Raw genomic sequence first — 21,652 nt, 5'->3', positions numbered from 1 at the left:
GACGAAGGGGCAGTCCGGAGCGAACGCTCCGGACCGCAATCGTGGGCGCTCGCCACCCAGGCGCCCGCGACGACGGGCGGCCTACGAAACGAGGAACTCCCCGAAGCCAGAACCCCTCAAAAAAAGACGGCCACCGTCACCCGGCAGCCGTCTTTTTCACGGCCCGTCAAACCAGGCCATGACAATCAGTGGAATCAAGCCACAGCGACCGGAATCTTCCCGATCTTCGCCTGCCATTCCTTAGGCCCCGTGGTGTGGACAGAAGTGCCCTGAGCGTCAACCGCCACCGTCACCGGCATGTCCTTCACGTCGAACTCATAGATGGCTTCCATGCCCAGGTCCGCAAAACCCAGCACCTTGGCGCCACGAATCGCCTTCGACACCAGGTAAGCCGCGCCGCCCACAGCCATCAGATAAGCCGAGTTGTGCTTCTTGATCGACTCGATCGCCACCGGCCCGCGCTCCGACTTGCCGATCATCGCGATCAGCCCGGTCTGCTCCAGCATCATGTCCGTGAACTTGTCCATGCGCGTGGCCGTCGTGGGACCCGCCGGGCCAACCACTTCATCGCGCACCGGATCCACAGGCCCCACGTAATAGATGACCCGGTTCTTGAAATCCACCGGCAGCGGCTCGCCCTTGGCCAGCATATCCTGGATACGCTTGTGAGCCGCGTCGCGGCCCGTCAACATCTTGCCCGACAGCAGCAAGGTCTGGCCCGGCTTCCAGCTGGCCACTTCTTCCTTCGTCAGCGTATTCAGGTCCACCTGCTTCGACTTGTTGTAGTCCGGCGCCCAATGCACTTCCGGCCACTCCGACAACGACGGCGGATCCAGGCGCGCCGGGCCCGAGCCATCCAGCTCGAAATGCGCATGACGCGTAGCCGCACAGTTCGGAATCATAGCCACGGGCTTGGAGGCCGCATGCGTCGGGAACGTGCTGATCTTCACATCCAGCACCGTCGTCAGGCCACCCAGGCCCTGCGCGCCGATACCCAGCGCGTTGACCTTCTCATACAGCTCGATGCGCAGCTCTTCCAGCTTGCTCTGCGGGCCGCGGGCCAGCAGCTCGTACATATCGATGTCTTCCATCAACGACTGCTTGGCCATCAGCATCGCCTTCTCGGCCGTGCCGCCGACGCCAATGCCCAGCATGCCCGGCGGGCACCAGCCCGCGCCCATCGTCGGCACCGTCTTCAGCACCCAGTCCACCAGCGAATCGCTCGGGTTCAGCATCGCGAACTTCGACTTGTTTTCCGAACCGCCGCCCTTCGAAGCCACTTGCACATCGACCTTGTCACCCGGGACAAGCTCGACGTGCAGGATACAGGGCGTGTTGTCGCGCGTGTTCTTGCGCGCGAACAGCGGATCGTCCAGCACCGAGGCGCGCAAAGGATTGTCCGGGTTCAGATAACCGCGGCGCACACCTTCATCACAGAGTTCCTGCAGCGTGCGCTTGGTCTCGAAACGCACGCCCATGCCGACCTTCAGGAACACGTTGACGATGCCCGTGTCCTGGCACAGCGGACGCTTGCCTTCGGCGCACATGCGCGAATTAGTCAGGATCTGCGCCATCGCGTCGCGCGCGGCGGGGCTTTCCTCGCGCTCATAGGCGCGGGCCAGGTGGCGGATGTAGTCGACGGGATGGTAGTAGCTGATGAACTGGATGCCATCGGCTATCGACTGGATGAAGTCTTCTTCTTTAATGATGACGGACATGGCGATATGCGGGTGTAGATGGATAACGTGAAAACGCGGCCGGCAGAACCGGCCGCGCGCGGGTGCTTGAAGCCTATTTTATTTCCCTTGCCAGACGGGCTTGCGCTTCTCGGCGAAAGCCGTGGCGCCTTCCTTGGCGTCGGCCGACGAAAAAATGTGCGCAATCAGCGGACGCTGCTGGTCGAACATGCTGGCCTGGTCCCAGTCGCCCGACTGCGCAACTACGCTCTTGGCGGTCTGCACCGCCAGCGGGCCGTTCTCGACGATGGCGCGGGCCAGTTCCAGCGCGCCGGCCAGGGCAGCGCCCGGCTCGGTGATGCGGTTGACCAGGCCGAAGGAATAGGCGCGCTCGGCCGTCAGCATTTCGCCCGTCAGGATCACTTCCATGGCGATGTGGTACGGCAGGCGGCGCGGCAGGCGCAGCATGCCGCCAGCGCCGGCCACCAGGCCGCGCTTGACTTCCGGCAGGCCGAACTTGGCATTGCTGGCCGCCACGATCAGGTCGGACGCCAGCGCCATTTCGCAGCCGCCGGCCAGCGCATAGCCTTCCACCGCGGCGATCAGCGGCTTCTTGGGAGGCCGTTCGTTCAGGCCGGCGAAACCGCGGCCTTCCACGTAGGGACGCTGCCCCGACTTGGCGAAGGCCTTCAAGTCCATGCCCGACGAAAACGTGCCGCCGCCGCCCGTCAGGATGCCGATGCGGATGTCGTCGCGGCTGTCCAGCTGGTCCAGCGCCGCGGCCAGGGCCTGCGCGGTTTCCAGGTTGATGGCGTTCTTGGCCTCGGGACGGTTGATCGTGATGATCTGGATGCCGTCGGTGACTTCTACCTTGATCAGGTCTGACATGGGACTGCTCCTTCCGGGAATTCTCGGAATCGGGTTCCGGGTTTTATATAAGACTTGGTACGCAACCTGGAATCATACGATCATTGGTTTGCAGGCGCAGGGCGAGGCCCGCGAGGCGTCCACCAGCGGCACACTGTCCCCCAACGAGCCGCCCCGCAGGCCTAGATGTAACCGTCCGCCCCGCCTTCGGAAGCCGGCGCGCCCCAGGCCAGTTAAAATGCCGGGTTTCCCACGCCCAGGGCAAGCCTAGCCCGGCGGCCGAATTCCAAGAATCCTATGCTCACCTTTCAGCAAATCATCCTTACGCTCCAGGAATACTGGGACAAGCAGGGTTGCGCCCTGCTGCAGCCCTACGACATGGAAGTCGGCGCCGGTACCTCGCATACCGCCACGTTCCTGCGCGCGATCGGCCCGGAGCCCTGGCGCGCGGCCTATGTGCAGCCCTCGCGCCGCCCCAAGGACGGCCGCTACGGCGAAAACCCCAACCGCCTGCAGCACTACTACCAATACCAGGTCGTGCTCAAGCCTGCGCCCCCGGAAATCCTGGACCTGTACATCGGTTCGCTCAAAGCCTTGGGCATCGACCCGGCCCAGCACGACATCCGCTTCGTCGAGGACGACTGGGAAAACCCCACGCTCGGCGCCTGGGGCCTGGGCTGGGAAGTCTGGCTCAACGGCATGGAAGTCACCCAGTTCACCTACTTCCAGCAAGTGGGCGGCCTGGACTGCACGCCGACCACCGGCGAAATCACCTACGGCCTGGAACGCCTGGCCATGTACCTGCAGGACGTCGAAAGCGTCTACGACCTGGTCTGGACCGAAGGCGCCAACGGCAACCGCGTGCTGTACCGCGACGTGTTCCACCAGAACGAAGTGGAACAGTCCACCTACAACTTCGAACATTCGTCGGCCGAGATGCTGTTCTCGCACTTCAATGACTACGAAGCCGAGGCCAAGCGCCTGATGGAAGTGCCGCTGGCGCTGCCCGCCTACGAGGCCGCGCTGAAGGCCGCGCACACGTTCAACATGCTGGACGCGCGCGGCGCGATCAGCGTCACCGAGCGCGCCGCCTACATCGGCCGCATCCGCAACCTGTCGCGCGCCGTCGCGCAGGCCTATTACGATTCCCGCGAACGACTGGGCTTTCCCATGCTGGGCCGCGACAAGGCCGCCGGGGAGGCAGCATAAATGACGACGAACATCCGCCCGCTGCTGGTCGAACTGCTGACCGAAGAACTTCCGCCCAAGGCCCTGCAAAAGCTGGGCCAGGCCTTTGCCGAAGGCGTGCGCGCCACGCTGGAGCGCCACGGCCTGCTGGCCGCCGGCTGCGCCGTGACCGCCTATTCCACGCCGCGCCGCCTGGCCGTGCACCTGTCCGCCGTGCTGGCGCAGGCGCCGGACCAGCCCTACGCCGAAAAGCTGATGCCCGTGAAGATCGGCCTGACCGATGACGGCAAGGCCACGCCCGCGCTGCAAAAGAAGCTGGCCGCCAAGGGCCTGGAAAACATCGACCTGGCGACCCTGGAACGCGAGTCCGACGGCAAGCAGGATTACCTGGTCGCGCGCGGCACCGCCCCCGGCGCCCAACTGGCCGCCGGTCTGCAGGAAGGCGTCGACGCCGCCATCAACGGCCTGCCCATCCCCAAGGTCATGCGCTACCAGTTGGCCGACGGCGTCACCTCCGTCAAGTTCGTGCGCCCGGCGCACGGCCTGGTCGCGCTGTTCGGCGCCGACGTGGTGCCGGTATCCGCGCTGGGCCTGGCCGCCGGCCGCGACACGCTGGGCCACCGCTTCATGAGCGCGGGTCCCGTGTCCTTCGCCGACGCCGACGCCTATGCCGCCACCCTGGCCGAAAAGGGCCGCGTGATGGCCTCGTTCGAAGGCCGCCGCGACGAGATCCAGCGCCAGCTGCTGGACCACGCCGGCCGCCTCAACGCCACCCTGGGCGACGATCCCGAAGTGGCCGCGCTGCTGGACGAAGTCACGGCCCTGGTCGAACACCCCACCGTCTACGTGGGCCAGTTCGAAGAGCAGTTCCTGCAAGTGCCGCAGGAATGCCTGATCCTGACCATGCGCCTGAACCAGAAGTACTTCCCGCTGTTCGATCCGGCCAGCGGCCGCCTGACGCACCGTTTCCTGATCGTCAGCAACATGCACACCGACAATCCGGTGAACATCGTCGAAGGCAACCAGCGCGTGGTGCGCCCGCGCCTGGCCGATGCGCAGTTCTTCTTCGAAACCGACCGCAAGATTCCGCTGGCGGCGCGCGTCGAGCAATTGGGCAGCATCGTCTATCACAACAAGCTGGGCACCCAGCTTGAACGCGTGGAGCGCGTGCGCGCCATCGCCCGCGGCGTGGCCGAACAGCTGGGCGGCGACGTCTCCGCCGCTGATCGCGCGGCCATGCTGGCCAAGGCCGACCTGGGTTCGAACATGGTGGGCGAATTCCCCGAGCTGCAAGGCGTCATGGGAGCCTACTACGCGGCCGGCGACGGCGAGCCCGACAGCGTGGTACAGTCCCTGCGCACCCAGTACCGCAACCGCTACGACGCGCCGGTCACCGCCGACACGCTGACCGCGGCCATCCTGTTCATCGCCGAGCGCGTGGAAACCATGGTCGGCATCTGGGCCATCGGCCTGGCGCCTACCGGCGAACGCGACCCCTTCGGCCTGCGCCGCGCCGCGCTGGGCCTGATCAGCGCCTTCGAGCAACTGGCCGCGGGCGGCTGGCTCAAGATCAGCGAGGCCGGCCCGCTTTCGCTGGACGGCCTGCTGGAACTGGCGGCGGGTACCTTCCCCGCCGGCAAGATCCCCGCCGACACGCTGTCCGAAGTCCGCGCCTTCATCTACGAGCGCTACCGCAACCAGCTGATCAATGAGTTCGACCGCAATGCCGTCGAAGCCGTGATCGCGCTGACTCCGCCGCTGCACCAGGTGGCCGGGCGCGTGCGCGCCGCCGCCGCGTTCGCGCAACTGCCCGAGGCCGCCAGCCTGGCCGCCGCCAACAAACGTATCGGCAACCTGCTCAAGAAGGCCGAAGGCGAGATCGGCGCCGTGAACGATGCCGCGCTGGTGGAACCGGCCGAAAAGGCCCTGGCCGCCGCCGTGTCCGCGCTGCGCCCGAAGGCCGAGGCGCAATTGGCCGCGGGCGACTTCGCCGGCAGCCTGAGCACGCTGGCCCAGGTCCGCGAAGCCGTGGACGCCTTCTTCGCCGACGTCATGGTCATGGCCGAAGACCCGGCCGTGCGCGCCAACCGGCTGGCCCTGCTGGGCCAGCTGCACGGCCTGATGAACCAGGTCGCTGACATCTCCAGGCTGGCACAGTGAAACTCATCATCCTAGACCGCGACGGCGTCATCAACCAGGACAGCGATTCGTTCGTCAAGAACCCCGACGAATGGATCGCCCTGCCCGGTAGCCTGCACGCCATCGCCCGGCTGACACAGGCGGGTTGGAAGGTGGTGGTCGCCACCAACCAGTCGGGGCTGGCGCGCGGCCTGTTCGACATGGACACGCTGACCGCCATCCACACCAAGATGCGGCGCGAGCTGGCCGCCGCGGGCGGCAGCATCGACGCCGTCTTCATGTGCCCGCATGGTCCTGACGACAACTGCTCCTGCCGCAAGCCCAAGCCCGGCATGTTCGAACAGATCGGCCACCGCTACGACGTCGACCTGGCCGGCGTGCCGGCGGTGGGCGACTCGCTGCGCGACCTGCAAGCCTCGTCGTCGGTCGGCTGCTCGCCCTGGCTGGTGCTGACCGGCAACGGCAAGAAGACGCTGGCCAAGGGCGGCCTGCCCGACAACACCCGCGTGTGCGACGATCTGTCGGCCGTGGTCGATACCTTGCTGCAGGACCATTGATCCGATGGCCCGGCTACGTTCGCTGCTGTACTTCCTGTTCCTGGCCGTCACGGTCATCCCCTATGCGTTCGCCTGCATCCTGTGGGCGCCGCTGCCGCTGCACTGGCGCTACAAGCTGACCGTGGGCTGGCCGCGCCTGGCTATCTGGGGCGCGCGCTTCTTCTGCGGCATCCGCTGGCAGGTCAAGGGCTGGGAAAACCTGCCCGATGGTCCCGCAGTGCTGCTGTCCAAGCACCAGTCGGCCTGGGAAACGCTGTTCTTCCCCGCCCACATGCCGCGCGAAGTCTGCTTCGTCTACAAGCGGGAACTGCACATGGTGCCGTTCTTCGGCTGGGGCCTGGCGCTGCTGCGCATGATCCCGATCGACCGCGCCAAAGGCCGCGACGCCTTCGATCAGGTCGTCAAGCAAGGCCAGACCCGCCTGGACGAAGGCCGCTGGCCGCTGCTGTTTCCCGAGGGCACCCGGGTTCCGCCCGGCAAGACCGGCCGCTTCAAGATGGGCGGCGCGCTGCTTGCTTCGCGCACCGGCGCGCGCGTCATCCCGGTGGCGCACAATGCCGGCGAATGCTGGCGCCGCAATGCCTTCGTGAAATATCCGGGCCTGATTACCGTCTCCATCGGTCCCGCGATAGAATCCAAGGGACTCTCCCCAGACGAACTGAACCAAAAGGTTCAGGACTGGATCGAGGGGGAAATGCGGCGTCTCAATCCAGAAAGGTATGGCCAGCACTGATCAGCTCGAACTCCTGTTCGATGAACAGCAACACGACGCGCCCGCGGGCGCGTCGCCGCTGAGCGCCGCGCCCAAGCCGCCGGCCCCGCCCCGGGCAACACCGCCCAAGCCCCTCTTCCCCGATCTGCCGCCAGCCACTGCCGCCACCAGCGAGCCTTTGCTGACGCCCTCGCCCAACGCGACGTCGCGCGTCCCCACGCCCTGCCCCGACCCGCTGCCGCCCGGCGCGCGCTGGCGCGAGGTTTCGACCGAGCAGCAACCCATAGGCTTCGTGCTGCTGCGCTCGCGCCGCCGCAGCATCGGCTTCGTGATCACCGACGACGGCCTGCGCGTCACGGCCCCCAACTGGGTCACGTTGACGCAGGTGGACGACGCCGTGCGCGAAAAGGCCCGCTGGATCCTGGCCAAGCTGCGCGAATGGCACGCCCGCAAGCAGCAGCTGGCCATGGCGCATACGCGCTGGCAGCCCGGCGGCGAGCTGCCCTATCTGGGCAAGCGCATCGTCATCGGCGTGGGCGGCGACAGCCGCCAGGCCAACCTGTCCGGCGATGCGGACGCCCCCCAGGATGGCGACACCCTCTGGTTGGCGTTGCCGTCCTCCGCGGACCAGGGCCGCATCCGCGATTCGGCCCAAGCCTGGCTGCAGCAGCGCGCCGGCGCCTGGTTCGGCGCCCGCCTGGCCCATTTCCTGCAGGTCAGCGGACTGAAGATCCAACGCTGGCGCCTGTCGTCGGCCGCCACCCGCTGGGGCTCCTGCACCAGCGACGGCAACATCATGCTGAACTGGCGCCTGATCCATTTCGCGCCCGCCATCATCGACTACGTCATCGCGCACGAGCTTGCCCATTTGCGCGAAATGAACCACAGTCAGGACTTCTGGCGCGAAGTGGGGCAGATCCTGCCCGACTTCGAAGACGCCAAGAACATCCTGCGGCGCCACGACCCCGCATCCTTGCCTCAGTTCTGAGGCATCCAGGAGACCAGAAAATGTTGCTGCTGATTCCGGGCCCGGTCACGACCGACGCGCGGGTGAAGGCCGCCATGGCGCAAGACTATGCGCCGTGGGACAACGATTTCCGCCAGACCTACCGGCAGGTCTGCGACGGCGTGCTGCACGCGGCGCAGGCGTCCCCCGACGAGCACGCCGCGCTGGCGCTGCCGGGCTGCGGCCACTTCGCGGTGGAAGCCGCGATCCGCAGCTTCATCCCCGCCGGCGGCCGCCTGCTGGCGCCCTCCACCGGCGCCTATGCCGCCCGCCTGCAGAAACTGGCTGGCGACGCGGGCCGCGTGGCCGTGCCGCTGTCCGTGGGCACCACCGAGCGGATCGATCCGCAAGCAGTCGCCAAGGCGCTGGAACAAGACCCCACCCTCACGCACCTGGCGCTGGTCTACAGCGAAACCGGCAGCGGCATCTGCCACGACGTGCCTGAACTGGCGCGCATCGCGCACATGCTAGGCCGCCGCGTCATCGTCGACGCGGTGTCCGCCTTCGGCGCCCTGCCCCTGGACTTGCGCGCTCTGCCCGCCGTGGAAGCGGTGGTGCTGACGGCCAACAAGTGCCTGGAAGGCATGCCCGGCGCCGCCTTCGTGGTGGCCCGGCGCGACAGCCTGGAAGCCGCGCGCGGCGTCGCCGGCAGCTGGTCGCTGGACCTGGCGGACATCTATCAGCAAAGCCTGCAGCCCAACGCCGGCCCGCGCTTCACGCCGCCCGCGCCCACGTTGGCCGCGCTGGCAGTGGCACTGGCGCTGCACCTTGAGGAAGGCCGCGAGGCGCGCCTGGCGCGCTACACGGCCAATATGCGCACGCTATATGATGGCGTCAGGGAGCTGGGCCTGACCCCGTACCTGCCGCCTGCCTTGCAGGGCCCCATCGTCGTCAACGTCCGCGCCCCGGACGCCCCGACCTGGAACCTGCAATTGTTCGTGGACGCCCTCAAGCGCCGCGGCTACGTGCTCAGCAACTTCTACAACACCGAACAACCTTCGTTCCGGGTCGGCTGCATCGGCGCCTTCGGGCCCGACCAGATGCGGCAAGCAGTCGACGCCATGGGCGGCGCGCTGCGCGACATCGGCATCACCCGGGAAGCCGCCGGCAACGGCGGATTCTTCCCGCTCCCCCTCACCGCTTAAGGAAAACATCCCATGCGTATGCTCCACACCATGCTGCGAGTCGGCAATCTCGACAGGTCCATCGACTTCTACACCAACGTGCTCGGCATGCGCGTCCTGCGCCGCAACGACTACCCCGACGGCAAGTTCACGCTGGCCTTCGTCGGCTACCAGGACGAAACCGAAGGCGCCGTCATCGAACTGACCCATAACTGGGACACGGACAAGTACGACCTGGGCACCGGCTACGGCCACATCGCCCTGGAAGTGGACAACGCCTACGAAGCCTGTGACAAGGTCAAGGAAAAAGGCGGCAAGGTCACGCGCGAAGCCGGCCCGATGAAGCACGGCAAGACGGTCATTGCCTTTGTCGAGGACCCCGACGGCTACAAGATCGAATTCATCCAGAAGAAAGGCCGCCAGGACTAAGCCCCGCGCGGCTGACGCCAGGAAGACACCCCATGATCCACACCATCCTGAAAATGGGCGATCCGCGGCTGCTGCGCGTGGCCGCGCCCGTGGAACGCTTCGACACCCCCGAGCTGCACGCGCTGATCGACGACATGTTCGAAACCATGGCCGCCGCGCAAGGGGTGGGCCTGGCCGCACCGCAGATCGGCGTGGACCTGCAACTGGTGGTCTTCGGCTTCGACCGCAACGAACGCTATCCCGACGCGCCCGCCGTGCCGCAGACCATCCTGTGCAATCCCGTCATCACGCCGCTGTCCGACGAGATGGAAGACGGCTGGGAAGGCTGCCTGTCAGTGCCGGGCCTGCGCGGCCTGGTGCCGCGCTACCGCCGCATCCGCTACAGCGGACGCGACCCTTACGGCCAGCTCATCGAGCGCGAAGCCGACGGCTTCCATGCCCGGGTGGTGCAGCACGAATGCGACCACCTGATCGGCCGGCTCTATCCGTCGCGCATCCAGGACTTCAGCAAGTTCGGATTCACCGAGATCCTGTTCCCGGACATGGATCCGAACCAGGACGACTGAGGCCTCGCTCCCGCGTTGCGGGAGCCTGCGTCTCTAGCCTAAGCCTCGCCCGGGTCCGCCTTGGCGGCCTGCGGCGACAGCTCCTCGGGCGCGAAATCGTCCACCTGCAGCACTCGCGACACCAAGGCCTCGGCCTGTTCCAATTCGGCCGCCTGCGCGTCGGTGATGGCGCCGCGCTGGTGGGCTTCGCGCCAATCACGCACGCCGGACTGACGCACCCGGTCGCGCAGCGGCTGCACGGCGTCCGCCAGCGCGAACGCGCGGGTCAAGAGGCCCACTGGATCGTCACCGGCCGCGCCGGCCTCGCGGTGCAGGTCGGCCGCCAGGCGCACATGCGTGGGCGACGGCTTGAGCAGCAGTTCCGCGCATTCCCGGGTCAGGGCGTCATCCGGTCCCTTGGCCAGGCGCAGCGGCAGGATGGCGACGCGCAGCCCCCATGACAATACGCGGCCCGGCAAATTGCGCAGGACCTGGTCCATGCTTTTCTCGATGCTGGCGTAGCCCTGCTCCATGCACCACCGAACCAGCGGCAGGTCATCATGCTTGCGGCCCTCGTCCTCCCAGCGCTTGAGCACCGCCGACAGCAGGTACAGCTCGGACAGGATGTCGCCGAGGCGCGCGGAGATCATCTCACGGCGCTTCAGGCCGCCGCCCAGCTGCGCCAGCGTGGCATCGGCCAGCAGCGCGAAGCCCGAGGCATAGCGCCCCAGCCGCCGGTAGTGCCCGGCCACGGGACCGGATGAAGGCGCGGGCGCCAGCATCCCGCCAGTCCATGCGCGGCCGATGGCGCGCAGCGCGTTGAGTCCGGTGTGGCGCAGGTGGCGCCAGAACACGTCGTGGAAGACCTCCATGCCGCGTTCTTCGTCGGGATTGCCCAGCGCCAGGATTTCCGGCATCAGGTAGGGATGGGCGCGGATCGCGCCCTGGCCGAAGATGATCAGGTTGCGCGTCAGGATGTTGGCGCCCTCGACCGTGATGGCGATGGGTACGGCGCGGTAGAGCGCGCCCAGGTAGTTGCTGGGGCCGTCGATGACGGCGCGGCCGGCATGGATATCCATCGCGTCGTTGACCGAGCCGCGCATGCGCTCGGTGGCGTGGTACTTCATGATGCCCGAGACCACCGCCGGCTTGACGCCCTGGTTCAGCGCGGCGCAGGTCAGGCGCCGGGCCGCTTCGACCAGGTAGGCATTGCCCGCCAGCCGCGCCAGGCCTTCCTGCACGCCCTCGAACTTGCCCACCGGGATGCCGAACTGCTCGCGCACGCGGGCATACATGCCAGTGGTATGCGCGCACATCGCGGCGGCGGCGGCCGACAGCGAAGGCAACGAAATACCGCGGCCCGCCGCCAGCGCGCTCATCAGCATCTGCCAGCCGTGTCCGGCGCGCTCGGCGCCGCCGATCAGCGCGTCCAGCGGCACGAACACGTCGCGCCCGCGGTTGGGGCCGTTCTGGAAGACCTGCATGGCGGGCAGATGGCGGCGTCCGATCTCCACGCCCGGCGCTTCGGTCGGCACCAGCGCGACCGATATGCCGATGTCCTTGGGACCGCCCAGGATGCCGTCCGGGTCCGACATCTTGAAGGCCAGGCCCAGCACCGTCGCCACCGGTCCCAGCGTGATGTAGCGCTTGTGCCAGTTCAGCCGGATGCCGATCAGTTCGCGCCCATCGACCACCTGGCGGCAGACCACGCCGGTATCCACCATGGACGCGGCGTCCGAACCGGCCTCGGGACTGGTCAGGCCGAAGCACGGCACCTCGCGGCCGTCCGCCAGCCGCGGCAGCCAATAATCGCGCTGCGCCGGCGTGCCGAACTGCATCAGCAATTCGCCCGGCCCCAGCGAATTGGGCACCATGACGGTGACGCCCGCGGTGATGGAATAGGCCGAGATGCGCCGCACGACCTCGGAGTGCGCATAGGGCGAAAAACCCAGGCCGCCGTAGCGCCGCGGAATGATCATGCCGAAGAAGCGTTCGGCCTTCAGGAAATCCCATACTTCCGGCGGCAGGTCGCGGCGGTTCCAGGTGATGTCCCATTCGTCCAGCATGGCGCAGAGCCGCGCCAGCGGGCCCTCGATGAAGCGCTGCTCGTCCGCGGTCAGCGTGGCGGCGGGCACGTCCAGCAGCTTGCGCCAATTGGGGTTGCCGGTGAACAGGTCCGCGTCCCACCAGGTGTCTCCGGCTTCGATGGCCTCGCGCTCCGTGGCCGACATGGCCGGCAGCGCGTTGCGCGCCCAGCGATAAGCGGGTTCCGAGATGCGGCGGCGGCGCCAGGCATTGAAGTCCATGAGTTTTCCTCACTGTTATGGCCCCAGGCCTCAGGGCGTATCAGGTCAAAGTACCAGAATTGGCGGCGCCGGGCCAAGCTGCGGCCTACCGACTCTGCGACAATGGGCGACGGCGCGCAGCGCGCAATCCATCGCTATCCGGGCAGTCTCCGCATGCTGAACAAACTTTGGCTGGGCTTTTTCCTTACCGCGGCCGCGGCGGCGCTGTACCGCTGGCTGATCATCGGCGACCCCGAAGTCTTCCGCCTGATGGTGGCCAGCCTGTTCGACATGGCCCGCGTGTCGGTGGAAGTGATGGTGCTGCTGTTCGGCACGCTGACGCTGTGGCTGGGCTTTCTGCGCATCGCCGAGGGTGCCGGGCTGGTGGAAAGGCTGGCGCGCGTGCTGGGGCCGCTGTTCGCGCGCCTGATGCCCGAGGTGCCGCGCAACCATCCCGCCATCGGCCTGATCACGCTGAACTTCGCCGCCAACGGGCTGGGGCTGGACAATGCCGCCACGCCCATCGGGCTGCGCGCCATGCGCGAACTGCAGTCGTTGAATCCCACGCCCGAAACCGCCAGCAACGCGCAGATCCTGTTCCTGGTGCTGAATGCCTCGTCGCTGACCCTGCTGCCCGTGACGCTGTTCATGTTCCGCGCGCAGCAGGGCGCGGCGGACCCGACGCTGGTGTTCCTGCCCATCCTGCTGGCCACCAGCGCATCGACCCTGGCGGGCTTTCTGGCCGTGGCGGCCTGCCAGCGGCTGCGCCTGATCGATCCCGTCGTCATGCTGTGGCTGGGCGGTGCGGCGCTGCTCATGGGCGGCTTCATGGCGCTGCTGGCCAGCATGTCGGCCGCCGCCATCGCCTCGCTGTCGTCGCTGCTGGGCAATCTGACGCTGTTCGGCATCCTGCTGGCCTTCCTGATCGCGGGCGCCTGGAAGAAGGTGCCGGTCTACGAGGCCTTCATCGAGGGCGCCAAGGAAGGTTTCGACATCGCCAAGAGCCTGCTGCCTTATCTGGTCGCGATGCTGTGCGCGGTGGGCGTGCTGCGCGCCTCGGGCGCGCTGGATTTCCTGCTCGACGGCATCCGCTGGCTGGCGGTGCAAGCCGGCTGGGACACGCGCTTCGTGGACGCCCTGCCCACCGCCCTGGTCAAGCCCTTCTCGGGCAGCGCGGCGCGCGCCATGATGCTGGAAACCATGGCGCATTTCGGCGTGGACAGTTTTCCGGCGTTGCTGGCCGCTGTGGTCCAGGGCAGCACCGAAACCACCTTCTACGTGCTGGCGGTGTACTTCGGATCGGTGGGCATTCTGCGGGCCCGCCATGCGGTGGGCTGCGCCCTGATCGCCGACCTGGCCGGCGTGCTGGCGGCCATCGGCGTGTGCTACTGGTTCTTCGGCTGAGACTCGTCGGGGCGGCAGGAAACGCCGGCATGGCGCCCCTGCCCTTCTCGTGTCAGTCCACCAGCAGGATCTTCATCCCATTGGTGCCGCCGCTGTCGCGGTAGAAGTCGCCCTTGGTCAGGATCACCCAATCCCCGGTCTGCACCAGATTGCGCTTGCGCAGTTCGTCGATGGCGGCGTTGCTCAGGTCGGCGGGCTCGTAGTCCGACGGCGAGAACGGCACGGTGTAGACCCCGCGGAACATCGCCACCCGGTTCTGCGTGGCGCTATGCGGGCTGTAGCAATAGATCGGCACGCCCGAACGGATGCGCGACATGATCAGCGGCGTATGGCCGCTTTCCGTCAGCGCGATGATGGCCTTGACGCCGGGAAAATGATTGGCCGCGTACATGGCCGCCAGCGCGATAGTCTCGTCGCAACGCGTGAAGGTCTCGCCCAGGCGATGATGCGACTTGGTCGAGGTAGGGTGCTTTTCCGCGCCCAGGCAGACGCGAGCCATGGCCTGCACGGTTTCCACCGGATACTGGCCCGATGCGCTCTCCGCCGACAGCATGACCGCGTCGGTGTAGTCGAGCACCGCGTTGGCCACGTCGGACACTTCGGCACGCGTGGGCATGGGGCTGGAGATCATGGACTCCATCATCTGCGTCGCGGTAATGACGACCTTGTTCAGGGTGCGCGCGTGCTGGATGATGCGCTTCTGGATGCCCACCAGTTCGGCATCGCCCACTTCCACGCCCAGGTCGCCGCGCGCCACCATCACACCGTCGCTGGCGCGGATCAGGGCATCCAGCGCTTCATCGTCGGCCACGGCTTCCGCGCGCTCGATCTTGGCGATGATCCAGGCCTGGCTGCCGGCTGCCGCCAGCAGCGTGCGGGCCTCGTCGATGTCGCTGCCGTAACGCGGGAACGACACGGCCACGTATTCCAGATTCATTTCCGCGGCCAGCTTGATGTCGACGCGGTCCTTGTCGGTCAGGCTGGGCGCGGACAGGCCGCCGCCGCGGCGGTTGATGCCCTTGTTGTTCGACAACGGGCCGCCCACGGTCACGGTGGTGTGGACCTCGTCGCCTTCGACGCTGTCCACCACCAGCACCACGCGGCCGTCATCCAGCAGCAGCTCGTCGCCGACGCGGCAATCCTGCACCAGTTCGGGGTAATCGATGCCGACGATGCTGGCCGTGCCGGCCTCTTTGGGATGCACGCGCGACAGCGTGAACGGCTGTCCGACCTGCAGTTGGACCAGCTTGTCCGTGAAGCGCGCGATGCGGATCTTGGGACCCTGCAGGTCGCCCATGATGGCGACGAAGCGGCCCTGCTTGGCGGCGATCTCGCGCACCATGCGAGCGCGCTCGCGGTGGTCGTCCGGGCTGCCGTGCGAAAAGTTCAGGCGGGCCACGTCCAGGCCCGCGCGGATCAGCGCTTCAATGCGTTCGGGCGTCGAAGTCGAGGGTCCCAGGGTGGCGACAATTTTGGTGCGGCGCAATACGGGCATGACGATCCACTCTCGCTAAAACGACAAAAACGCTATGGTACGCCGGCCGCGCTCACGCAGGTATCATGGGCATCACCTCAACCGAAAAACGAGCTCGACTGAACCCGTGAAAATCGTCATCGCCCCCGACTCTTTCAAAGAAAGCGTGTCCGCGCCCGATGCCGCGGCAGCCATTGCGCGCGGCGTGAAGGCCGCAATCCCCGGCGCCCATACGGTCTGCATTCCAATGGCCGACGGCGGCGAAGGCACGGTCGAAGCCGTGCTCGCAGCCACGGGCGGCAAGGAACAGCAGCTGACGGTGAACGACGCATTGGGCTACAAGGTCGACGCCGTGTGGGGGCTGCTGGACGATGGCACGGCGGTGATCGAAATGGCCGCGGCGGCGGGCCTCGAACTCATCGCGCCCTCCAAGCGCGATCCGATGCGCGCCAGCAGCCATGGCGTGGGCGAACTGATGCTGGCCGCCGTGAACGCGGGCGCCAAGCGCATCATCCTGGGCCTGGGCGGCTCGGCCACCAACGATGCCGGCGCCGGCATGTTGACGGCCCTGGGCGTGCGCCTGCTGGATGCGGATGGCCGCAGCCTGCCGCCTGGCGGCGGCGCTCTCGGCAAGCTGGCCAGCATCGATGCGCGCGGCCTGGATCCGCGCCTGGCCGAGATCCGCATCGACATTGCCTCGGACGTGGACAACCCCTTGTGCGGCGCTCAGGGCGCTTCGCACGTGTTCGGCCCGCAAAAGGGCGCGACGCCCGAACAAGTGCAGATCCTGGACCAGATGCTGACGAACTTCGCCGACGTGTGCGCGCAGCACCTGGGCGCCGACCACCGCGGCCAACCCGGCGCGGGCGCCGCGGGCGGCCTGGGCTTTGCGGCCAAGGCCTTCCTCAACGCCAGTTTCCGCCCCGGGGTGGAGATTGTCGCGGAACTGGGCGGCCTGGCTCAGGCGATCGAGGGCGCTACCCTGGTGTTCACCGGCGAAGGCCGCTTGGATGCGCAGACCCTGCGCGGCAAGACCCCCGCCGGCGTGGCGAAGATCGCGCAGCGCGCGGGCGTGCCGGTCGTGGCGCTGGCCGGATCGCTAGGCGAAGGCTACGAAGCGCTGCATGCCTGCGGCATCAGCGCGGCCTTCAGCCTGGCCCCCGGCCCCATCACGCTGCAACAGGCGCTCACCGATGCCGAAAAACTGCTGGCCGACCGCGCCCGCGACGTCATGCAACTCTGGATGACCGCGCAAAAACGCATGCTCTAGGCACTGAATTGAAAAAAGCCCGCTGTAGCGGGCTTTTCGGTTTTTGGGGTCCAGCTTCAACCGGCCTGCAGCACTCCAGCCGCCACCAGTGCATCCGCCAGGCGAATATAGCGATCCACCGAAATATCCTCGGCGCGTGCCGTGGGCGCGATATCCAGGGCTTCCCAAGGCACCGCCGCAGCCCAGTCCGCCAGCACCCGGCGCAACATCTTGCGCCGCTGTGAAAACGCGCGCGCCACCACTGTTTCAAAGGCCCGCTCGCTGACCGGACGCAGGCGGTCCGCCGGCAAGGGCACCATGCGCACGATCGCCGACACCACCTTGGGCGGCGGATCGAAGGCTTCCGGCGGCACGTCGAACAGCTTGTGCATGCGGTAGCGCGATTGCAGCATCACCGACAGGCGGCTGAAGTCGCCTGAGCCGGGTTGCGCGACCATGCGGTCGATCACTTCCCGCTGCAGCATGAAATGCTGGTCGCGGACGTGCCCGGCCCAGGTCATCAGATGGAACAGCAACGGGCTGGAGATGTTGTAAGGCAGATTACCCACCACCCGCAGCGCCGGTCCGAACTGGGAAAAATCCACGGTCAGCGCATCGGCCTCGACCACGGTCAGGCGGCTGGCGTCGAACTGCTTGCGCAGTCGCGCCGCCAGGTCGCGATCGATCTCGACCGCCGTCAGATGATCCAGACGTTCGAGCAGCGGCCGGGTAAGCGCGGACAAGCCCGGGCCGATCTCGACCACGGTGTCGTCGCGGGCGGGCGACACCGCCCGGACGATGGACTCGACCACGCTCTCGTCGGTCAGGAAGTTCTGGCCGAAACGCTTGCGCGCCTGGTGCTGTGACATGTAATGCCTGTAATGCGTTTAACGGTTGTTCTGCTGGATCTTCTGCTGCTTTTCCAGGCGGTTGTCGATGTAGGCCTGGGCGCGCAGCTGCTCCAGCCAATCTTCGAAAGCGGGCTGGGCACGGCGTTCGAACAGGATCTGGCGAGCCTTCATGCGGGCCATGTCGTCGGTGGCGTCGTGCTGGCGGCGCTCTTCCACTTCGATCAGGTGCCAGCCGAAAGGCGATTGCACCGGTTGGCTGATCTCGCCCGGCTTCAAGGCGTTCATGGCGGCCTCGAACGGCGGCACGGTTTCGCCCGGGTTCAGCCAGCCTAGTTCGCCGCCTTGCGGGGCGGTGGCGTCCTGCGAATACTGGCGCGCCATGTCCTCGAACTTGGCGCCGCCGCTCACCAGGCGCTGACGGACCTGCTCCAGGCGCTGACGCGCCAGTTCGTCGCTCATGACGGTGGAGGTCTTGATGAGGATGTGGCGGGCGCGCGTCTGCATCACTTCCACCGGGCCTTGGTGCGCGGGCGTCTGCGCGGGCGCGGCAGCGGGCTGCGGCGCCTGGGCCGGCGCCGGGGCGCGGGCCGTGCGGGCAGGCGCGGGTTGGGCGGTGCCGCGGTCCATCACCTTGATGATGTGAAAGCCGTTGCCGCTTTGGATCAGGCTGCTGACCTGCCCTTTCTGCAGATTGCTGACGGCCTGCACGAACAGGTCGGGCCAGCCGTCCAGCGGGCGCACACCCATGACGCCGCCCTGCAAGGCTTCGGGACCGTCCGAGGCCGCGGCGGCCAGGCTGGCGAAGTCGTCGCCGCGCTTGGCTTGCGCCAGCAGGCCTTCGGCCTTCTTGCGCAGCGCGGCCAGTTGCTCGGGCGACGAGCCTTCAGGCACGCGCACCAGGATCTGGGCCAGGGCGTAAAGCATCGGACCCGACGGCGCGGCGGCCTGCTGGGGTTCGGGTTGCGGCTGAGCCTGCGGTTGGGCCTGCGGCTGCGGGGCCGCCTGCGGCGCCGCGCCGAACGCCGGATTGCGGCGCTGGTCCTTCAGGAAAGCGTCGACCTCGGCATCGGAAATCACGATCGTCGAATCCACCGCGCGCTGGCGCAGGCGATCGGTGCGGATTTCGTCGCGCAGCGACTTGCGGTAGCCATCCCAGTTCGTGCCGGACTTTTCGATTTCCTGGCGCAACTGGGCCACGGTGATCTTGTTGCGGGCGGAGATGGTCTGGATCGCCTGATCGACTTGCGCATCGTCCACCCGTATGCCCAGACGGTCTGCTTCATGGCGCTGCACGCGCTCCATGATCAAGCGCTGCAGCACCTGATGCTGCAGGGTCTGGTCATCGGGCACCTGGATGCCGCGGGATTTCAACTCACCTGAAATACGCTGGGACGCGTCGCGCAATTCGCGCAACGTAATCACGTCCTTGTCCACCACGGCGGCAATGCCGTCGACGAATTGCTCGCGCTGAGGCGCAGGCGCCGGCGCAGCGTTCTTCTGCGCGGCGGAATTCGGCTTGGCGCCATTGCTCGCGGCCTTGCCGCCCTGCTCGGCCGCATGGGCCACGGGCAAGCCGGCGCACACGGCCAACAGCAGCGCATTGCCGGAGAGGCGGCGCAAAGAGTGCAACCTACGCATCATTCATACCTTTCAAATGTGGTCCCGGTGGGCACTGGCGGCGTGATGCGCGAGTAGCCGGGGATACTTCTGTTCAGCAGGTTCATCGGGTCGGTTCCGAGGGAACCCAGGCCGGTCAGCTCAAGCTGGAAGAACACTGCGGAGTTGGCGTCCGTGGCCGACACAGCGTACCGCTGGTAGACCACGCGGCCCACCCAGCAGCAATCTCCCTTGTACTCCAGGCCTGCGATGGCCTGCGTCACGCGGGGGGAGTCCGACGTATCGGCGATGGTGCTGGAGGGTCCGGAACGCAAGGAATAGTCGACTCGACCAACACCGTACCAGCGCTTGCTGAAGGGCCACTGGACTGCCATGCTGACCTGGTTCTGACCTTGCGGCTGATAGGCGACACCCGGCTGGGGGTCACGCTGATAGCGATAGGACAAGGCGACCGTAGTCAGGCGTTGGGGGGACCAACGTGCGCTGATCAGACCGCGTGACCAGTTGTTGTCATAGGGGTTGTATTGGGCCGCGACTTCCGTGCTGAGCGTATCGGTCAAGGCTGCGCTAGCCCCTACCAAAAAGTCGGAGCGCACGTTTTCGCGCGGCGTCTCGTAGGGTAGCGTGACCTTCTGGTCCGCGAAGTAGAACCGCTGCGCCACAGCCAGCGACAGACGTTCGAAGCCGGTATCGGCATCGAGCCAACGCGTAGTCAACGCCGCGGTCAGCTGGTTTGCATTCGCGATACGGTCCCACCCGCCGGTATAGATGTTCTCATCGAACGCCTGCGAGAAGCTGAAATCTGCCAGAGCCGTATCGTAGGTAGGCAGCTTGGACTGATCGCGGTATGGCACGTACAGATAGTACAGGCGCGGCTCCAGTGTCTGCGTAGAAGCCTTGCCGAATAGCTTGGTGTCGCGTTCAAAGATCAGGCCCGAGTCCAACGACATGATCGGCACTGTACGCGATTGCGACTGTGGATAGCCTGCCGAAGTACCGGCGTTTGGAGTATTGGCGTTGAGGCCGAGCCAATCCCTGCTGTACCAGTTCGTCTGATACTGCGTATAGTGGACACCCGCCTTGGGAATCACGAACCAGCCGGGACGCACGATCGGATAGGAGGCCGTCGGGTACGACTGCAAGCGATCGCCTTCCGGACCGGTGCGCGTGCCGTCCAGCAACGGCTTCCTGAAACGCACGGCGGTCGACGTCCAGTCCACGTCAAAGCCCCCCCAGTCGTAGCGCGCACCGCGCAGATACAGTTCGGGCACCTTGTCGTACTGGGGAGACAATGGCGCGTCAGGATCCTGAAGCGTCTGAAATTTGTAGACTTGGGCGTATGCATTCCAGTAATTGGATGTCCAGCCCACCCGGCCGCGCTGAGGCAGATACGTTGTGGACGCCTGGTTCAAGCCTAGCTGGGAAATATCGCGAAAATAATTGTCATCCGAGACCTTGGCGAGGTCCCAGTCCGCGTAGAACCCGTTGCCGAGCAACTGCTGATGACGCCACCAGTACATCCAACGGTCGGTGCCGGTCAGATTGTCGTTGGGCAGATAGGTGCCAGTCGCAATCCCGCCATAACCGGATCCAATGTATCGGAACTCGCCCCCCATCTGCAGCCCGCGCTTGGAGAAATAGCGCGGCTGCACGGTCAGATCATAGTTCGGCGCCAGATTCAGGTAATACGGAATCGAAAAATCGAAGCCGCCCTGGCTGGTAGTGCCGTAGGTCGGCATCAAGAAACCCGACTTGCGCTCCTTCTTGACCGGGAAGGTCATGTAGGGCGACGCCAGAATGGGCACGTCCTTGAAATACAGCACGCCGCTGCGCGCCACGCCTTCGTTCTCGTCGAAGTCGATGTCGACGGTCTTGGCCTTGATGTACCAGGACGGCGTTTCGCAGGCGCAGCCGCTGTAAGTCACTGTGTGCAGCCGCATCTGCGACCGGCTGAATATGTCCGCGTGCTCGGCGACGGCGAAGCCGCCGTTGGCGCCCATCCAGAAATTGGGCTTTTCGATCTCTCCCGAGGACTTGTCCACGTTGAATGTGGCGTTCGGCCCGATCACCAGGGTGCCGTCGCGCATCATGCGCGCGCTGCCCTGGACGTCGACTTCGCCCGTGTCCTTGCGGTAGTTGATGCGATCGCCCTTGATCACGCTGTCGATGCGGCGCACCTGGGCGTTGCCGGTCAGGGTCAGGTCGGAATCCGGATCGCCATCGATGGAGTCCGCCTCCATGAAGGCGGGAATGCTGTCGTCCGGCAGGCGGTGCATCCGCAAGCCCGGCGAAGTGCGCAACACGGGAGTCGCCGAGGTCGACGACGCGGCGGGAACGCTGCCCTGGCTACCTTGGGCCTGAACGGCGCCGGCGGCGACACTGACAGCAGAGAGGATCAACCATCGAACCTTGCGCACGAGTGAAAACAGCCCTTTTTGACGATGGTGGGAACGCGACACCGGCACCCACGGAGGGCCAATGCTAACGGAAACGAGCCGGTATTATAGAGAAGCCGCGCCATAGGCCCAG

General features: G+C 66.6%; 17 protein-coding genes. 10 read left to right on the top strand and 7 right to left on the bottom strand.

Annotated elements, in window-relative coordinates; translation table 11 throughout:
- Positions 1-194: 194 nt before the first annotated feature.
- The gene (locus tag AC6LKD_RS06455; protein WP_013391620.1) at positions 195-1,718 is read right to left on the bottom strand and encodes a fumarate hydratase; all 1,524 of its coding nucleotides are present in this window, start codon (positions 1,716-1,718) and stop codon (positions 195-197) included.
- Positions 1,719-1,796: 78 nt separating this feature from the next.
- Entirely contained in the window at positions 1,797-2,564 is a 768-nt protein-coding gene (locus tag AC6LKD_RS06450; protein ID WP_013391619.1) for a crotonase/enoyl-CoA hydratase family protein, read from the bottom strand.
- Positions 2,565-2,840: 276 nt separating this feature from the next.
- Between AC6LKD_RS06450 and glyQ the strand changes: the two genes are divergently transcribed.
- From glyQ to def, 8 genes are read left to right on the top strand one after another with little or no spacing between them, the layout of a single operon-like run.
- Positions 2,841-3,752, top strand: a complete 912-nt coding sequence (glyQ, locus tag AC6LKD_RS06445; RefSeq protein ID WP_013391618.1) for a glycine--tRNA ligase subunit alpha — start codon at positions 2,841-2,843, stop codon at positions 3,750-3,752.
- Positions 3,753-5,891 (top strand): glycine--tRNA ligase subunit beta, encoded by a 2,139-nt coding sequence (glyS, locus tag AC6LKD_RS06440; RefSeq protein WP_498115561.1) that lies wholly within the window; start codon positions 3,753-3,755, stop codon positions 5,889-5,891.
- Complete coding sequence (gene gmhB / locus AC6LKD_RS06435; protein WP_207473766.1) at positions 5,888-6,427, top strand: D-glycero-beta-D-manno-heptose 1,7-bisphosphate 7-phosphatase; 540 nt, start codon at positions 5,888-5,890, stop codon at positions 6,425-6,427. The genes glyS and gmhB overlap by 4 nt, the downstream gene beginning before the upstream one ends.
- Before the next feature lie 4 nt (positions 6,428-6,431).
- On the top strand, positions 6,432-7,160 hold the full coding sequence (locus AC6LKD_RS06430; RefSeq protein WP_332012981.1) for a lysophospholipid acyltransferase family protein: 729 nt from the start codon (positions 6,432-6,434) through the stop codon (positions 7,158-7,160).
- The gene (locus AC6LKD_RS06425) at positions 7,147-8,127 is read left to right on the top strand and encodes a M48 family metallopeptidase (protein WP_498115560.1); all 981 of its coding nucleotides are present in this window, start codon (positions 7,147-7,149) and stop codon (positions 8,125-8,127) included. The genes AC6LKD_RS06430 and AC6LKD_RS06425 overlap by 14 nt, the downstream gene beginning before the upstream one ends.
- A 20-nt stretch (positions 8,128-8,147) precedes the next feature.
- Positions 8,148-9,290 (top strand): 2-aminoethylphosphonate--pyruvate transaminase, encoded by a 1,143-nt coding sequence (locus AC6LKD_RS06420; RefSeq protein ID WP_498115559.1) that lies wholly within the window; start codon positions 8,148-8,150, stop codon positions 9,288-9,290.
- Between the two features lie 12 nt (positions 9,291-9,302).
- Positions 9,303-9,698 (top strand): lactoylglutathione lyase, encoded by a 396-nt coding sequence (gene gloA / locus AC6LKD_RS06415; RefSeq protein WP_498115558.1) that lies wholly within the window; start codon positions 9,303-9,305, stop codon positions 9,696-9,698.
- 32 nt (positions 9,699-9,730) lie between these two features.
- Positions 9,731-10,264, top strand: coding sequence for a peptide deformylase (gene def / locus AC6LKD_RS06410; protein ID WP_498115557.1), 534 nt, complete (start codon positions 9,731-9,733; stop codon positions 10,262-10,264).
- Positions 10,265-10,302: 38 nt separating this feature from the next.
- Here the strand turns inward: def and AC6LKD_RS06405 are convergent, their stop codons facing one another.
- Positions 10,303-12,549 (bottom strand): acyl-CoA dehydrogenase, encoded by a 2,247-nt coding sequence (locus tag AC6LKD_RS06405; RefSeq protein WP_013391610.1) that lies wholly within the window; start codon positions 12,547-12,549, stop codon positions 10,303-10,305.
- A gap of 153 nt (positions 12,550-12,702) precedes the next feature.
- Between AC6LKD_RS06405 and AC6LKD_RS06400 the strand changes: the two genes are divergently transcribed.
- Positions 12,703-13,932, top strand: coding sequence for a nucleoside recognition domain-containing protein (locus AC6LKD_RS06400; RefSeq protein ID WP_041654907.1), 1,230 nt, complete (start codon positions 12,703-12,705; stop codon positions 13,930-13,932).
- Positions 13,933-13,984: 52 nt separating this feature from the next.
- Here AC6LKD_RS06400 and pyk read toward each other — a convergent pair whose 3' ends face one another.
- A complete protein-coding gene (gene pyk / locus AC6LKD_RS06395; protein WP_013391608.1) occupies positions 13,985-15,427 on the bottom strand; it encodes a pyruvate kinase in 1,443 nt (480 codons plus the stop codon).
- Positions 15,428-15,533: 106 nt separating this feature from the next.
- Here pyk and AC6LKD_RS06390 point away from each other — a divergent pair, with 106 nt between their 5' ends.
- The gene (locus AC6LKD_RS06390) at positions 15,534-16,676 is read left to right on the top strand and encodes a glycerate kinase (protein ID WP_498115556.1); all 1,143 of its coding nucleotides are present in this window, start codon (positions 15,534-15,536) and stop codon (positions 16,674-16,676) included.
- 56 nt (positions 16,677-16,732) lie between these two features.
- Here the strand turns inward: AC6LKD_RS06390 and rsmA are convergent, their stop codons facing one another.
- From rsmA to AC6LKD_RS06375, 3 genes are read right to left on the bottom strand one after another with little or no spacing between them, the layout of a single operon-like run.
- On the bottom strand, positions 16,733-17,524 hold the full coding sequence (gene rsmA, locus AC6LKD_RS06385) for a 16S rRNA (adenine(1518)-N(6)/adenine(1519)-N(6))-dimethyltransferase RsmA (protein ID WP_498115555.1): 792 nt from the start codon (positions 17,522-17,524) through the stop codon (positions 16,733-16,735).
- Positions 17,525-17,542: 18 nt separating this feature from the next.
- Complete coding sequence (locus tag AC6LKD_RS06380) at positions 17,543-19,147, bottom strand: peptidylprolyl isomerase (RefSeq protein ID WP_498115554.1); 1,605 nt, start codon at positions 19,145-19,147, stop codon at positions 17,543-17,545.
- Complete coding sequence (locus AC6LKD_RS06375; protein WP_498115563.1) at positions 19,144-21,540, bottom strand: LPS-assembly protein LptD; 2,397 nt, start codon at positions 21,538-21,540, stop codon at positions 19,144-19,146. Before AC6LKD_RS06375 ends, AC6LKD_RS06380 begins: the two co-directional genes overlap by 4 nt.
- Positions 21,541-21,652: the final 112 nt, after the last annotated feature.

Source organism: Achromobacter sp. D7-1 (genome assembly GCF_059760445.1).
Note: the sequence above shows the minus strand (reverse complement) of the source record. Positions and strands in the feature narration are given on the sequence as shown.